At 46.5% G+C, this 14,488-nt stretch carries 14 protein-coding genes; 9 read left to right on the forward strand and 5 right to left on the reverse strand.

Annotation, left to right across the window (positions count from 1 at the left end; all coding sequences use genetic code 11):
• Positions 1–523, reverse strand: a 523-nt coding sequence (locus ABDZ72_RS04845; RefSeq protein ID WP_343751506.1) for a hypothetical protein, incomplete at its 3' end; no start/stop codon positions are given.
• Between the two features lie 361 nt (positions 524–884).
• Between ABDZ72_RS04845 and ABDZ72_RS04850 the strand changes: the two genes are divergently transcribed.
• From ABDZ72_RS04850 to ABDZ72_RS04870, 5 genes are all read left to right on the forward strand, one after another.
• Positions 885–1,250, forward strand: a complete 366-nt coding sequence (locus ABDZ72_RS04850) for a hypothetical protein (RefSeq protein WP_343751507.1) — start codon at positions 885–887, stop codon at positions 1,248–1,250.
• 372 nt (positions 1,251–1,622) lie between these two features.
• Positions 1,623–2,753 (forward strand): Fic family protein, encoded by a 1,131-nt coding sequence (locus ABDZ72_RS04855; protein WP_343751508.1) that lies wholly within the window; start codon positions 1,623–1,625, stop codon positions 2,751–2,753.
• A 287-nt stretch (positions 2,754–3,040) separates the two neighbouring features.
• Positions 3,041–4,744 (forward strand): RNA-binding domain-containing protein, encoded by a 1,704-nt coding sequence (locus ABDZ72_RS04860; protein ID WP_343751510.1) that lies wholly within the window; start codon positions 3,041–3,043, stop codon positions 4,742–4,744.
• An 878-nt stretch (positions 4,745–5,622) separates the two neighbouring features.
• Positions 5,623–7,053 (forward strand): cardiolipin synthase, encoded by a 1,431-nt coding sequence (gene cls / locus ABDZ72_RS04865; RefSeq protein ID WP_343751511.1) that lies wholly within the window; start codon positions 5,623–5,625, stop codon positions 7,051–7,053.
• A 46-nt stretch (positions 7,054–7,099) separates the two neighbouring features.
• Positions 7,100–7,234 carry a hypothetical protein gene (locus ABDZ72_RS04870; RefSeq protein ID WP_343751512.1) on the forward strand — a complete coding sequence of 45 codons (135 nt, stop codon included), beginning with the start codon at positions 7,100–7,102 and terminating at the stop codon, positions 7,232–7,234.
• Here the strand turns inward: ABDZ72_RS04870 and ABDZ72_RS04875 are convergent.
• On the reverse strand, positions 7,224–7,550 hold the full coding sequence (locus ABDZ72_RS04875) for a hypothetical protein (protein WP_343751514.1): 327 nt from the start codon (positions 7,548–7,550) through the stop codon (positions 7,224–7,226). The genes ABDZ72_RS04870 and ABDZ72_RS04875 overlap by 11 nt on opposite strands.
• Positions 7,551–7,749: 199 nt before the next feature.
• Here ABDZ72_RS04875 and ABDZ72_RS04880 point away from each other — a divergent pair, with 199 nt between their 5' ends.
• The 4 genes from ABDZ72_RS04880 to ABDZ72_RS04895 all read left to right on the forward strand — a co-directional run bounded on the left by ABDZ72_RS04880 (position 7,750) and on the right by ABDZ72_RS04895 (position 10,912).
• Positions 7,750–9,126, forward strand: a complete 1,377-nt coding sequence (locus tag ABDZ72_RS04880) for a TcaA NTF2-like domain-containing protein (RefSeq protein ID WP_343751515.1) — start codon at positions 7,750–7,752, stop codon at positions 9,124–9,126.
• Positions 9,127–9,144: 18 nt separating this feature from the next.
• Positions 9,145–9,930, forward strand: coding sequence for a zinc ribbon domain-containing protein (locus ABDZ72_RS04885; RefSeq protein ID WP_343751516.1), 786 nt, complete (start codon positions 9,145–9,147; stop codon positions 9,928–9,930).
• Positions 9,931–10,012: 82 nt separating this feature from the next.
• Positions 10,013–10,216: a hypothetical protein gene (locus ABDZ72_RS04890; RefSeq protein ID WP_343751517.1), complete on the forward strand. Its 204-nt coding sequence runs from the start codon at positions 10,013–10,015 to the stop codon at positions 10,214–10,216.
• A gap of 129 nt (positions 10,217–10,345) precedes the next feature.
• Positions 10,346–10,912 carry a biotin transporter BioY gene (locus ABDZ72_RS04895; RefSeq protein ID WP_343751518.1) on the forward strand — a complete coding sequence of 189 codons (567 nt, stop codon included), beginning with the start codon at positions 10,346–10,348 and terminating at the stop codon, positions 10,910–10,912.
• Between the two features lie 446 nt (positions 10,913–11,358).
• On the opposite strand, the gene ABDZ72_RS04900 is transcribed toward ABDZ72_RS04895, so the two are convergent.
• Genes ABDZ72_RS04900 through hmpA form a run of 3 tightly spaced genes read right to left on the reverse strand, consistent with a single transcriptional unit; the run spans position 11,359 to position 14,013 of the window.
• Positions 11,359–12,291: an RpnC/YadD family protein gene (locus ABDZ72_RS04900; protein WP_343751519.1), complete on the reverse strand. Its 933-nt coding sequence runs from the start codon at positions 12,289–12,291 to the stop codon at positions 11,359–11,361.
• Positions 12,292–12,346: 55 nt separating this feature from the next.
• Complete coding sequence (locus tag ABDZ72_RS04905; RefSeq protein ID WP_343751520.1) at positions 12,347–12,736, reverse strand: hypothetical protein; 390 nt, start codon at positions 12,734–12,736, stop codon at positions 12,347–12,349.
• 50 nt (positions 12,737–12,786) lie between these two features.
• Positions 12,787–14,013 carry an NO-inducible flavohemoprotein gene (gene hmpA / locus ABDZ72_RS04910; RefSeq protein WP_343751521.1) on the reverse strand — a complete coding sequence of 409 codons (1,227 nt, stop codon included), beginning with the start codon at positions 14,011–14,013 and terminating at the stop codon, positions 12,787–12,789.
• Between the last annotated feature and the right edge of the window lie 475 nt (positions 14,014–14,488).

The following is a 14,488-nucleotide window of genomic DNA, read 5'->3' on the forward strand; positions in this document are numbered from 1 at the left end:
TTCCGTAACCGCCATAGCCACCGAATCCGTCATAGCCTCCAAAGCCACCATAGCCAAAGCCGTATTGCCGCTCCATATCGTCTTCTCTTTCCATATCGCCATATGGCATGAGCAGTATGACACAGTTTTCATCGAAGTCTTCAATAATGCCGTCGCACATCATGCCATCCATTGTTTGCAATTGCACAAAATACAGGTGGCATTTTTTGCTCATGTCATACATTTGCTGGTTGTGGCTCATCTGATTCATATATTGGGGATCCATGTACTGGTGGTGAGAGCCCATGTATTGCGGGTTGCAGGAATCCATGTACTGGTGGTCGGCGTGCGTGTGACCGCTCATGTGTTGCGGGTTGACGTTTGCGTAAGGATCCATTTGTTGGTGATGAGAGCCCATGTGGTGCGGGTTGGCGTTTGTATAGGGATCCATATACTGGTGATGAGGATTGGTGTTTGCGTAAGGGTCCATATACTGGTGGTCGCTTCCCCAATTGTCAGGCATTCCGTATTGATTGTTGTGCATGGTATCATTCCTTTCGTTATGACTCACTCCTAAGGTATTCACCCAGTAGGCAAATGTGACACGGGATGGATGGTCCATTTTCGGTGGTGAGGGTTGTCAGAAAGGATGATACCCCCTCCCATAAATCGAACCTCACATAGAAAACGTGTCATATGCGGTTGCCTATGACACGTTTTTCCTGCCGGGAGTCGATTGTAGGAGTGAACGATTAGGAGTTATTGCCGCCAGCCAAGATATAGGATGGTGGATGGTAGATGGTGGATTTTCGGCGGTGGCCGAAAATCATCGGAATGGGTGCGGAGGGGTTAATCGGGTTGAGGGGCGTCGCTTGAGTTGGGGGGTGCTACTCGGGTGAAAATAGTTGCTCGAGGTTAGTCCGAATGGGAAGCTCGCGTCGATCGATTTGGCCTCGTCCTCGATCGATTTGCCCGCGCTCTCGATCGATTTTGCCTCGTTTCCGATCGATTTTCCTTCGCTCCCGATCGATTTGCTCGCGTTCTCGATCGATTTTGTCTCGCTCCCGATCGATTTTCCCTCGCTCCCGATCGATTTGCCCGCGCTCTCGATCGATTTTCCTTCGCCCTCGATCGATTTTGCCTCGTTTCCGATCGATTTTTCTTCGCCCTCGATCGATTTTGCCTCGCTCCCGATCGATTTTCCCTCGCTCTCGATCGATTCCACCTCATTCTCGATCGATTTTCCTTCGCCCTCGATCGATTTGTTCTAGTTCCCGATCGATTTTGGGGCTGTGCATCGCGCGAGTGGTGGTGTTTTAGAATGGTGGATTTTCGGCCGCTGCCGAAAATCATCAGAAAGGATTGTTGTGCCCTGTAATCGAACTTCACATAACAAAAGTGTCACATACAGCTGCACATGACACTTTGTTTTTCCAGAAATAGATTATAGAAGGGGGCACTTTTTTGCTTGTAGGTTCGGTTCAAGAAGTCGAACGATAAGTTGCTCTTGATGTGAAGAAGCGAGGTGTAATTCAGATGACGGTTCAATCGTCTCACGTTGTTAACTCATTTTTTTATTATTTTTGCGTTATTGGGGTATAATATGTATGATTAAAGCAATATATCATAAAAGGATGTTTATTATGGCGAAGCATGGATTACAGAAGCTCCCGGTCGGTGTCAGTCATGCCGAGGCGTTACCCATCATGGAAGTTCTGGCACGGGTGAATAACAAGATTGGTCGGCTCGAGGAAAAGTTTAACCATTCCGTTGTCAGCGAGGCATTGGTACAGGTTCTTTCCTTAAGCGAATCGGTTGAATCAACACGAATAGAGGGGACTCAGGTAACCTTTACGGATATGGTGGAAAGACAGCATGATCAGCAGCCACAGTGGGAAATTCAGGAAGTCAGCAACTACCAGAAGGCATTGCACCAAGGATATGAGAAAATTTTAATGGGGTATCCGATCACATCACGATTCGTCAAGGAACTTCATGAAACGTTAATGGAAGGCGCACGTGGTTCCACTCAAACGTCCGGAAACTATCGCAAAGTCCAGAATTTTATCGGGCCCACGAAAAAAATGGAGGACGCCACGTACATTCCAATCGCCGCTCATAACATTGATGATTATATGGAAAATCTGGAATACTTTATCAATCACCATCCTTATAACAAGCCGCTGCCGGTTGATCATCTTTCAACAGACGATTACGTGTTTGACGAGGATGCTGATCCATTGATTAAAACAGCCATTATTCATGCGCAATTTGAATCCATTCACCCATTTTTGGATGGGAATGGACGGCTGGGCAGGATTTTAATTGTCTTATATTTGATTCAATCGAACGTCATCACCAGTCCAATCTTTTTCGTTAGTGAGGAATTGGAAAAGGAACGGCCGCGGTACTACGATATGCTCAATGGCGTGCGTGGGGACAATCCGCGATGGGGGGACTGGCTGTTATTCTTCTTGCGCGCCTGTGACCGGATGGCCGATCGGATTAATGCCAAATTGGAAGCCGCTGAAAGTCTGGCCAAAGAAGGGCTTGCAGCTTGCGGAACCGCATCCGAGAAAAAGATTTGGCTGAATACGTTCTCGCGGCCATTTATCGATGTAAAAACAGCCGCCAACAAAGCAGGAGTGGCCCCCAACACCGCCAGAAATGCTTTGAATGCGCTCGTGGAGAAGGATAGGCTGTTTGTCGATAAAGACGTGAAGAGAAACAAAAAATACCGCAACTATGATTTAATGCGGATACTGCGGGATTAGGATGGTGGATGGTAGATGGTGGATTTTCGGCGGCGGCCGAAAATCATCGGAATGGGTTGTATCCAGCATTTGTGTTCGGGCAGATAGAGGAGCCCGCTTTTTTAAGGATTCTGGTTGCAGTTCCCCTTTTGGGCATAAAGGAACGATTATTGTAGTACCTAGTTCCTTCTTAATATTTGTCAATGAAGCTGGAACCAATTCTTGGGTATTTTTATTTTAAGTAAATCCTGTTAAATGTATAATAAGGAAAAGGTTTATTTAAAATGAGGAATAAAGGGGGGAAATTTATGAGGTCTGTCGAGGACATTGAAGAACTACTTGAGCAACTTGAAAAATATACTGCAGATGAACTAGAAGCTCAAGATTTGGATTTTAAAGAATGGATAAGTCGCAGTTTTAATGATAATGTAAAGGTTATTATCAAAATGGCTGTATGTATGGCTAATGGCGGCGGTGGGCATATTGTTTTCGGAATAGCTGATAAGGTTCAAAAACGTAAGAATGCCATACGTGGTGTCCCAAATGATTTAGACTTTTATGATTTACAAAATAAAGTCTATACAAAAACGGATCCACATCTATTACCTTCTTTTAAAGAAATTGCGGTGCCAGAGGGGACAGGAACTCTTCTTGTAATTAGTGTGACAGGAGAAATGGCTCCATATACTGCAACAGATGGTTCCGGGACAGTCCGAAAAGGAAAAGAATGCCTCCCTCTTACTGGTTCCTTACGAAAAGAAATGGCTTCATCTTCATTAAATACTGATATGACTGCCGAACTAGTCAAAGAAAACTGGGAAACAGTCGTCTCGGCAACTGCCATGGAAAAAGTAAGAGAATCAATGGCTTCAAATAATGCTCCTACTGAATTAAGAGAACTAAATGATTTTGATTTACTACAGTCAATTGGTGCGCTAAAAGATAATTTTCTAACTAAAGGCGGATTATTGGTTTTTGGGAAAAGCGAAATTATTGAAAGAGTTATCCCTGAATATCGATGGTCCTATCGAAAAATGCAAAGTGATACCGATTATGTTCTAAGAGATGACGGTCATCAACCAATTCCCATTGCTTTATACGAGTTAGAACGCTATTTAGCTACAGATAACCGTATTGTTACAGTAGAGTCCGGATTGTTTCATCATGAATATAGTACGTACCCTAATATTGCTATAAGAGAAGCACTACTTAATGCTTTTGGTCATCGCGATTATCGAATTCATGGTTCCGTTATGCTTAAGCAATATAATGAGAAGCTTATTTTGACAAACCCAGGGGCCTTTATGGGAGGAATTAATTCAGAAAACATTCTCCATCATCCTTCTGTTACCCGTAATAATCATTTAATGGATTTATTAGACCGATTGAAGTTAGTCAATCGATCAAATTTAGGAGTCCCAAGAATTTATAGTGCACTTTTAATTGAGGGAAAAGAACCTCCAATATATAGCGAAATTGGAAACAGTATTGAACTAACATTGATTTCGTCACCTTTGTATCCAAATTTCAGAACCTTTATCACAAATTTGCAAAAGCAACATATTCAGCTCGATGTAGATGAACTAATTATTCTGCAATATTTAATTCGTCATGAACAGATAGATACATCAACTGCTGCACATATTGCCCAACGTAAATTAGATCATGCACGCGAATTATTGAGTAAATTAGCTAATCATTATCGGTTAATCGAGCCTGTGGGAAGAGGCAAAGGCAGGTATTATATATTATCAAAAGCAACCTCGGATGCTTTAAAACAAGAAATGAGTTACGAACGGCAGGTTGCTCTTGATGATGAAGCAGCCAAAATGAGAATATTAACGCTTTTGAAAGATCAAGACCTTTCCAACCATGACATCCGTCAAATGACCGGATGGAACCGCAAAAAAGTCCATAAAATAATAAAAGACCTTGAACCGTCCGGGGTTAGAATTGCTGGTAAGGGACGAGGAACCAAATACACATTACACTCAAATATAGAAAATGATTAAATTAGTTCATAAAAAGGGACATTTAATTGTCCCTAATTGCCCTTTTTATTGTCCTTTCTCGCTTATTATCCCCTATATTTCCTTGATTCACTTCCATTACGGGACAATTTTGAGTATGAAAGGGACATTTAATTGTCCCTAATTGTCCTTTTTATTGTCCTTTCTCGCTTATTATCCCTATATTTCCTTGATTCACTTCCATTATGGGACAATTTTGAGTAAGAAAAGGACATTTAATTGTCCCTTTCTTAACGTGGCTTTTCGCACGAATTCTGGTGCCGTTCGATTTTGGGGGGGCTGTTGCTCGAGTTGAGGTGCGTGTCGTTCGAGTCCAGCCCGCTCTGCGCGAGTTTTGCCCTGAACTGCGCGAGCAGCGGTTATTTAAAGGGTGGATTTTCGGCGGCCGCCGAAAATCGTCTTCTTGATATGAGTGGGGTCGCTCAAGCTGGATGATTACTGCGCGAGTTGCGGGACGAGCTGCGCGACCTGAGTCATTTATTTCGCGAGGTGACTCTATTACTGCGCGAGGTTGGACGGTTGTTGCGCGATCTCGCGCAGAGTTGCGCGAGCTGAGGCAATTACTGCGCAACTTTCGAATGGAGCTGCGCGACCTTAGCCAATTACCGCGCGACCCTCACCCTGAACTGCGCGACCTCACCCCATTGCCGCGCGAGTTTCGCTCGAATGGCGCGAGGTTATTCTATTATGGCACGACCTCATCCGATTGTCGCGCGAGCAAGTTAGATGGTAGATTTTCGGCGGCGGCTGAAAATCGTCTCTTCACGGGTGCTCTTAAGCGACAAGAATCGGTTGCTCTGTCGGTGTTTTTTACGGTACGCTGTTATCAGTATTAAGACACGGCATTTGAGGGGGTTACGATGAGTATTGTATCGGGTATATTAGGGGTATTATTTTTCGTGAATATCGCATTCGCTCTTGTGATCATTTTTTTCGAGCGGCAAAATCCGACGACGACGTGGGCGTGGTTGATGGTTTTGGTGTTTATTCCGGTAATTGGTTTTGTGCTCTATCTTATTTTCAATCAGAATTTTACGCGGAAGAAAATGTTTCGGTGGGCGGATCAAGAGAAGTTCAATATTAAAGAAAGCGTTACTGAACAGATTGAGTCGATCAAACATGGGACGTTCCCGTTTAAACATGCGAATAGCGCTGCGTATAACGATCATATTTATATGCATCTAGTCAACAGTGAAGCTATGTTTACCCAGAATAATGAGGTAGCGATTTATACGGATGGACGGGAAAAATTTGACGCGCTTATGCAGGATATTGAGCACGCGAGCGATCATATACATATTCAATATTATATCATTCATGAGGATAACCTGGGAAAGCGATTGGTCAATGCCTTAACCGAAAAAGCGAGGCAGGGCGTGCACGTGCGGGTTCTTTATGATTATATGGGGTCGCGTGGGATATCCGCCCATTTTTACAAAGAGTTAAAGCAGGCGGGTGGTCTCGTGGACGTCTTTTTCCCGCATTTTCATCTGAATTATCGCAATCACCGTAAATTGGCGATTATTGATGGTGCCATCGGCTATGTCGGTGGGTTTAATGTTGGTGATGAGTATCTTGGGCTGAATCAAACATTTGGGTATTGGCGTGATACGCATCTGCGAACAGAGGGTGAGGTGGTCCATGCTTTGCAGACGCGGTTTATTCTGGATTGGAATCAAGCATCGAAGCGGCATAAGATTGCGTATGAGGAGCGGCTTTATCCGGCGCTTCCTGAAGCAGGGACTGTCGGGGCGCAGATCGTCTCGAGCGGTCCTGATACGGAATGGCAGCAAATCAAGAATGGCTACATGAAAATGATTACGTCTGCCAAAGATTATATTTACATGCAGACGCCGTACTTCATTCCTGATGACAGCCTTTTGGATGCATTGAAAATCGCTTCTCTGTCCGGCGTGGATGTCCGGCTGATGGTTCCGGATAAGCCGGATCACATGTTTGTTTACTGGGCGACGTTGTTCCATGTTGGGGAATTGTTAAAATCCGGCGCAAACGTTTATATTTACCATAATGGGTTTATCCATGCGAAAACGCTCGTTGTCGATGACACCATCGCTTCGGTGGGGACGGCGAACATTGATCATCGAAGTTTTCGATTGAATTTCGAAGTGAATGCGTTTCTGTATGATCAACAAACAACGGTCGACCTGCGTCAAGCGTTTGAAAACGATATGCAATTGGCTAAAAACCTGACATGGGACGATTACCAGAAGCGCTCCGTAACGATCAAAGTAAAGGAGTCGGTGTCTCGGTTGATATCACCAGTTTTATAGATTACGAGTTTTGGTGGGTGTTGCTCGAGTTGAGGCGGTTTTTGGAATGGACGATTTTCGGCGGCGGCCGAAAATCATCGGAATGGGTGCGGCGGGGTTGATCGGGTTGGGGTGGGTCGCTTGGTTGGGGGTTGCTATTCGGGTGAAAATAGTTGCTCAAGGTGGGTCCGCTATCGATTGAATGGGAGCGCGCGTCGATCGATTTGCTCGCGCCTCCGATCGATTTCGCCTCGCCCTCGATCGATTTTGCCTCGCTCCCGATCGATTTCTTCGCGCTCCCGATCGATTCTCCTTCGCTCCCGATCGATTTTGCCTCGCTCCCGATCGATTTTCCCTTGTCCTCGATCGATTTCACCTCGCTCCCGATCGATTCTCCCTCGCTCCCGATCGATTTCGCCTCGCTCCCGATCGATTTCTTCGCGCTCTCGATCGATTTCGCCGCGCCCCCGATCGATTTTGCCTCGCTCTCGATCGATTTTCCGTCCGTCCCGCGTCAACGATCTTCTCAAGTTAGCGGGGGTCTTTTTAGATGGATGATTTTCGGCTGCGGCCGAAAATCGTTCGCTTGAGTTGGCGATCCGATCACGACCTTATTATTCTTCTGAAATATCTTTCCATTTCTTATACCTTTTGTTACAATATTAAATTATGTGTCTTTTTTCACATTTTTACATTTAACCAGAAAGGAGCGAGTGTATGAGCTATTGTACAGAATGCGGTCATCCATTGGAAGAGAACCAGCAATTTTGTACGAATTGCGGTGCAAAGCTGGGCCAGCCGGAAACGCGTCGTGCAGCCAGTTCGAGGCAACCCGAGGCGAGCGCTCCGGCACCGCGTCAGCCGATGACGAAACGGACCAAAATCCTGATGGCAGCTGCCGCTATCGTCGTCGCTGCTCTGTTCGGAACGCATTTGACATTATCTTCCTATTTCGATCCGATGAGCGATTTGCAGGCGATGGATGAGGCAATGGCGGATGGGGACACGGATGCGTTTATGTCCTACATTGATGTTAATGAGGATGCGTTGTTGCAGGAGGCCTCCTACACGAACTACATACGAAAAAACCAGTGGGAGTCGGTCAAGACGCAGTATCAGGAATTGATAAAGGATGAGACGTCGCTGTCGGACCCGATCCGTGATCAGGACGGAAATAAGTTGTTTACGGTGCAGCCTGAGGACCATGTGCTTGGTCTGTATACCACTTATTCGCTCAAGGCTGAGCCAGTCACGCTGACGGTTCAAACGCCGATGGATGAGACGAAAGTGGCCATTGCAGATGCGACAAAGACCATCGGCACGGGTGAGTCGACCGACTTTTCCATGTATCCGGGCGATTACACCATCAAGGGAACAGCCAGCAATTCGTATGGAGAGTTTAGCTACGAGAATTCGATCAGCATCGATTCGCAGCAGGAAAGTAGGTTGAAACCGGACTTTTCCGGCGAAACGTATTCCTTCCACACGAATCAAAAAGAAGCGACGTTATTTGTTGACGGCGACGATACAGGTATGAAGTTGAAGGATATCGACACCCTCGGCCCTTTCCCAGCGGATCAAGAGGTAACGATGCACGCGGAGTGGGAAGATCCAAACGGTAATGTGCTTCAATCGGAAACGGTGACCCAAGCGGATGCGAGTGAGTTCGGGAGCATTTCGTTTCAATTTGATGAAAAAGCCATCCGTGAAGCCAATGCCGATCCCGACGATGCGGGCGATATCGTTCTGAACTTCCGCGATGCGTATGAGAATGCCCTCAACGCGAAAAATTACAGCGCAATTGAATCGTATGTGTTGAGCGGCAGCAAAGCGGAAGACGATTTGCAGGAGTATATCGGTGATTTGAAGGATAAAGATTACGACTATGACTTTACATCGAATGAGGTGGTTAAGGTGAACGAAGCGGATGATAATACCGTGCATGTCACCACGAATGAACAATTCACCTTTACGAATCATCGCGATGAGCAAACCGATTACGACCGGACGAAGACATACACGATGGAGCCCGACGGTGATCAATACAAAATCAGCGAGATTACTTACAACGAAACCGAACGGGACGAACGATAAAAATGAGGAGGTTTTCACATGTTGACATGTCCCCAATGTGGTCATGAGCAGGAATCCGGAAAATTTTGCGGCGTTTGCGGTACGCCGTTTGAAACAACCGCGGGCGAGCCACAGCAGGCGGCAACCAACGCGGCCGGGGCGGCTGGCGGAAACGCGGCATCGCAAACCGCCACAGACCATTTGAACCAATACGGCCATTATTGTTTGGCGTTATTAAAAAACCCGGGAGCTGCCTTCCAGAAAACAGAAGACGCATTTGTACACGGGTTAATGAGCCTTGTGTTGTATGCCATCACGTTTGCACTCAGTATTTATACGTTAATGAACACTTTAGCCCAACAATCCTTTGGCAATTTGGCTGTCGGGGATGATGTTTCCCTCCCATTTTTCCTGATTAATTCGCGTTTAGTCCTTTTTACAGCGGTCTTTATCGCTGTTTCCTTCGTCGGACTATTGGTGATGAGCAAAGCTGATCAAAATCAGGATACAGCCAAACGACTGACCACTCATTACGGTGGCCTGTCCGTACCGTTCAGTGCTGTCAATGTGTTGGCAATCCTAACCGGCTTGATGACGTCCATCAAGCTAACCATTGTGCTGTACGTGGTATCCTTGCTGTCATTTTTGTTATTCATCCCATCTTTAGTCGTTTATGAGAAAGCAACCCAGGTCAATCGAAATGGAAAAACCATTTACGCCGCCCTTGCCGTGGTACTGATTATTGTGATTGCTGATTACGTAGTTGGCAAATCGTTTATGTTGGAGTATTTGGAACGACTCGATCGTTTAACAGCAAAATTTTAACGATGCTTAATCAGGAAAAAGGAGCCTATTGTAATGATAGAGCTCCTTTTTTTGATGAGGCGCGGAGGCGGGTGCGTGGTGCTTGAGTGCGGGTGCTCGGCGTTCGGGTGGGGGCTGTCGAATTGGGGCGCCGCTCGATCGATTTCGAGTGCGTCCCGATCGAATCGGGGCGCCGCTCGATCGAATTGGAGAGCGTGCCGATCGATTTGCTCTCGCTCCCGATCGATTCTCCCTCACCCTCGATCGATTCTCCCTCGCTCCCGATCGATTTGAAGTGCCTTTTTAGTCAACCTAAATAAAATTTGGTTGACATATGGTTTTCAGTACCTTACAATTCAGACAATACAAAAATGAAGACATACACCATGATTGTCCTCATCTATTTTTGATATTTTATTAAGGAGCGATGATACATATGAACCAAAGTGAGAAACTGCGATCCCTGATCAACTGTTCTATTTTTGCTGCCATTACAGCGATTTTGGCGCAATTGGAAATTCCGTTGCCATTGGTCCCTATAAGTGGACAAACGTTGGCAGTCGGGATGACGGCTATTGTGTTAGGCAGCAGGCTGGGTGCGTTGTCGATGGTTTGCTACGCGGCCATTGGGGCGGCCGGTCTTCCGGTTTTCGCAGCTTTCAGAGGCGGGATGCAAGTCCTTGTTGGACCGACCGGCGGCTATATTATTGGTTTTATCGCGACCGCTTATGTAACGGGACTTATTTTAGAAAAAACAAGATTCACCATTCCAATGGCACTCGTGGCGAATACGGTGGGCATGTTGATAACGCTACTTTTTGGCACGATACAGCTGAAATTCGTCATGGATTTGGAATGGGGAGCTGCGCTGGCATCCGGCGTTTATCCATTTGTTATTGTAGGATTGATAAAAGCATTTCTGGCTAGCTGGATTGGAATAACGGTGCGAAAACGGCTCGTGCAAGCAAACCTTATCGCGGATTCGGAAAAGGGAGCTGCCTGATTGGTCTATTGGTAAGGAAATAGGTCGGGGTGGTCGTTATGGTAAGGGTTGGATCGAGCGGAGTTGCGGGAGGCTGCGCGCGTTCCAGCTTGATCGAAGCAACCTCCTCGATGATCGCTCGAATCCGGGCAATAACCACGCGAGTTTGGTCCTGAACCTGCGCGCATTGAACGATGATTGCGCGACTTTTGGATGGAACTGTGCGACCTTACCGATTGTTGCGCGACTTTTGGCCGAAACCGCGCGACCTCGCTGATTATCGCGCGAGTTACAGCCGGAACTGCGCGACCTTTGGCCAGAGCTACGCGACCTCGCCGTTTATTGCGCGACTTTCAGCCGGAGCTGCGCGACCTCATCGATTATTGCGCGAGTTGCGGTTTTTTAGAAGGACGATTTTCGGCGGTGGCCGAAAATCATCTCCTATGGTACAGCGCATGACGCTGGTGTTACAAGTCAGACGTTAATGCGGTCACTTCCTTTTTGGAAATGCCCGTTAATTCAGCAACAGTCTCCACCGTGTACCCTTTTTGAAGCATAGTCAAAGCTACTTCTTTTTTTCCTTTTTCTTTCGCTTTCTCCCTAATTTTATCATAAATAGGTTTTAATGTCGGTGGGTCAGGATACGTTGTTTTATCCACCTGTTTCCCCTCCTCTTCCATCATTGGTTCCATTTCCTTTTGTAATTTCTCAGTCACTTCACTTGGCACGTCTAACAAATAATCAATGAAGTATAATAACGCACCAGAATACGTAATGTCCTCTGATCTTTGGCTCTTGATTAACAATTCGAACAATCGCCGTTTGAATTGATACCGTTTACTGGCGTTATTCCTGCTTTTTATCATATATAAACCGGCTAACACAGCATAAGCGAAAGGATTATCGGACTGCAATAGTATATGTTCATCTTGTTCAGCAATTTTGTAGGTGTTATAGGTGTAGTTTAATTCCGTACCATAGAATTGATACGTATATTGAGTGGGGCGGAAGGATTTATCATCATCGGTAAAAATAGCTAATGCGTATATTTTTCGATGGTACTTATCGAAAATCCGGTAAAAATACTGAAACATGCGCTCTGCAAAATCCAGATCCTTATACCCTTGGACCTCGATGTGAATGAGCATCCATCGTTCCTGACCGTTTTTCAAGTGTACCTTCATCAATTTATCTGTAAATTTCAGGCCTTTTTTTTCCGGAAATACTCGATGGAATTCCTGCTCCAAGGAGTCGGGTGGTATGTTCCAGTTGATTGTTTGATATAAGTCCGGCGCAAAGAATCGGACGAACGGCTCAAACAGGTCGGTAATAATGGTTTTCCAAAGTCCATCATAATCGAGGTAGTGAGGCTTTTCTTCAAGAATTAGAGAGGAATCCACAATACGTTCACATCCTTTGGTGAATAACTATATGGTTTTTTGAAGATTGAGGTTATTAATAGTATAACAGTGAGTCGAAAAAAATGCGACTATTTTGTGAAGAAATGAGGTGATCCTGTTGCATGAGGTAGGCATTTTTTAGAAGGACGATTTTCGGCGGCGGCCGAAAATCATCGCTTGGATTAGGTCGTGTAATGGTGCGGTAACTGTTGATCGAAATGGAGCGCGGCGCGTGTCGATCGATTTGGGGTGGCTCCCGATCGATTTTCGCTCGCTCTCGATCGATTTCGCCTCGTTCTCGGTCGACTTTGTCTCGCTCTCGATCGATTTCCTCTCGCTCTCGATCGATTTTCCCTCGCTCTCGATCGATTTTGCCTCGCTCCCGATCGATTTTGCCTCGCTCCCGATCGACTTTCCACCGCTCTCGATCGATTTCACCGTTCACCCCCGCTCGATCGACAACTCACGAGCGGGCTTGAGCGGCTATCCATTTCGTTAAGCTTCTTGTAGGATGCTTACCGGGTTGAAGATTTCAAAATGTCGGTTCTCCTCAGAAACGCCCCATTCTTTCAGTCCTTTGTCGACGGCTTTCATGAATGGTGCGGGGCCGCAGCAATAGAAGTCGGCTTGGTTGCCGCAGTCCAATATTGATTGCAGCCACGAAAGGTTGACGAAGCCTTCTTTATCGTGATTTTGATTGGCTTTATCGGTTATGCTTGGGCTGTCATAGCAGACGAACGAAGAGATATTTGGATTCTCGGCAGCGAGCTGTTCCACGTCGTCTCTCATCGCATGCGCATCGCTGTTTTGCGTTGCATGGATGAAGGTGACCGGGCGCCCGGGCTCTTTTTCCGCCAATGAATTCAACATGCCAACGACTGGGGTCACGCCAATGCCGCCACTCAGCAGCACAATCGGAGCCTTTTCGCTTTTGACGGTGAATTCGCCGGCTGGAGCGGAAAATTCGAGTGTGTCCCCTTCTGCCACGTCATCGTGCAAATAGCTGGAGACGACGCCATCCGGGTGAATTCCATTGCCTTTTTCATGCTTCAAACTTATTTTATAGTAATTTTCACCAGATACTCCGGACAGACTGTACTGCCGCATGTGCGTATACGGCTCGCCTGGGATATCGGCTTTAATCGTTATATACTGCCCCGCTTCGTATCGGGCGAGTGGTTTTCCGTCTTTCGGCTTCAAAATAAGCGAGATCACGTCGTCGGTTTCCTGAATTTTTTCATCCACGACAAACTCGCGAAATCCTGTCCAGCCGCCTTCCTGCTCTTCCATTTCGTTGTATTTCTTCTGTTCAAGCTCGATGAACAAATTAGCGATATAATCATACGCCTCACGCCACGCATCAAGCACGTCCTCGGTTGCCGCATCGCCTAGAATTTCCTGAACCGCCTGCAAAAGAGCCTCGCCGACGATAGGGTATTGTTCCGGTTTTACGCCGAGGGAGACGTGTTTTTCCGCGATCCGCTCGACCAGCTCGTGAATATTTTCCAAGCTATCGATGTTCTCGCCGGCCGCATAAACGGAATAAACGAGCGCTTCCTGTTGCAGACCCCGCTTCTGATTCGTCTGATTGAAAATGTTGCGCAATTCCGGTACTTTTTCAAATAACAATTGATAAAAGCGTTTCCCAATGGCTGTGCTATGTTCTTTTAAAACCGGTGCCGTCGACTTCACAATTTGCAGTTTATTTGAATTAAGTGTCAATTCAATTCCCTCCAAATGAATGGTGATGGTTATTAAGTTTCCCTGTATGTATTATGCTAACCTTGTATCACGATTCAGAGAGTGATCCAAATCACACTTAGTGGTGACAGTTGTGTGAACGGGGTTGGCGGGCGTTGTGGGGTGGTTTTGGAGGGAGTGGCGGGGCGAGTTTCGGGTAGGAGTTGCACGAGATTCGGGGGGAGTTGCGCGAGTTGATCCTGAACTGCGCGACTGTCACCCATAACGGCGCGGCGTCCACCAGAACGACCTCCGCCCAGAGCTGTACAAGTTGGTCACCAAGATGCGTGCGTTTGATCGATATTGCGCGCGTTTGACCACCGAGTTGTGCGAGTTGCCGCCGGGGCCGCGCGATCTCGTTCCTTCACTGCGCGAATTCCACCTTTGCTCATGACCCTGTCAAGTAGACACCATAAAAATCGTGCAAATTATGCTGTTTTCAACCGATAATCAACCG

The sequence above is a fragment of the Lentibacillus halophilus genome (assembly GCF_039522485.1).
GTDB lineage: Bacteria > Bacillota > Bacilli > Bacillales > Amphibacillaceae > Lentibacillus > Lentibacillus halophilus.

Bases quoted from the DNA above. Each gene is read 5' to 3' on its own strand.
- ABDZ72_RS04880 (WP_343751515.1), top strand. From the start codon at position 7,750: ATGAGCTATTGTACAGAATGCGGTCATCCATTGGAAGAGAACCAGCAA.
- ABDZ72_RS04855 (WP_343751508.1), top strand. From the start codon at position 1,623: ATGGCGAAGCATGGATTACAGAAGCTCCCGGTCGGTGTCAGTCATGCC.
- ABDZ72_RS04870 (WP_343751512.1), top strand. From the start codon at position 7,100: ATGGACGATTTTCGGCGGCGGCCGAAAATCATCGGAATGGGTGCGGCG.
- ABDZ72_RS04860 (WP_343751510.1), top strand. From the start codon at position 3,041: ATGAGGTCTGTCGAGGACATTGAAGAACTACTTGAGCAACTTGAAAAA.
- ABDZ72_RS04885 (WP_343751516.1), top strand. From the start codon at position 9,145: ATGTTGACATGTCCCCAATGTGGTCATGAGCAGGAATCCGGAAAATTT.
- cls (WP_343751511.1), top strand. From the start codon at position 5,623: ATGAGTATTGTATCGGGTATATTAGGGGTATTATTTTTCGTGAATATC.
- ABDZ72_RS04895 (WP_343751518.1), top strand. From the start codon at position 10,346: ATGAACCAAAGTGAGAAACTGCGATCCCTGATCAACTGTTCTATTTTT.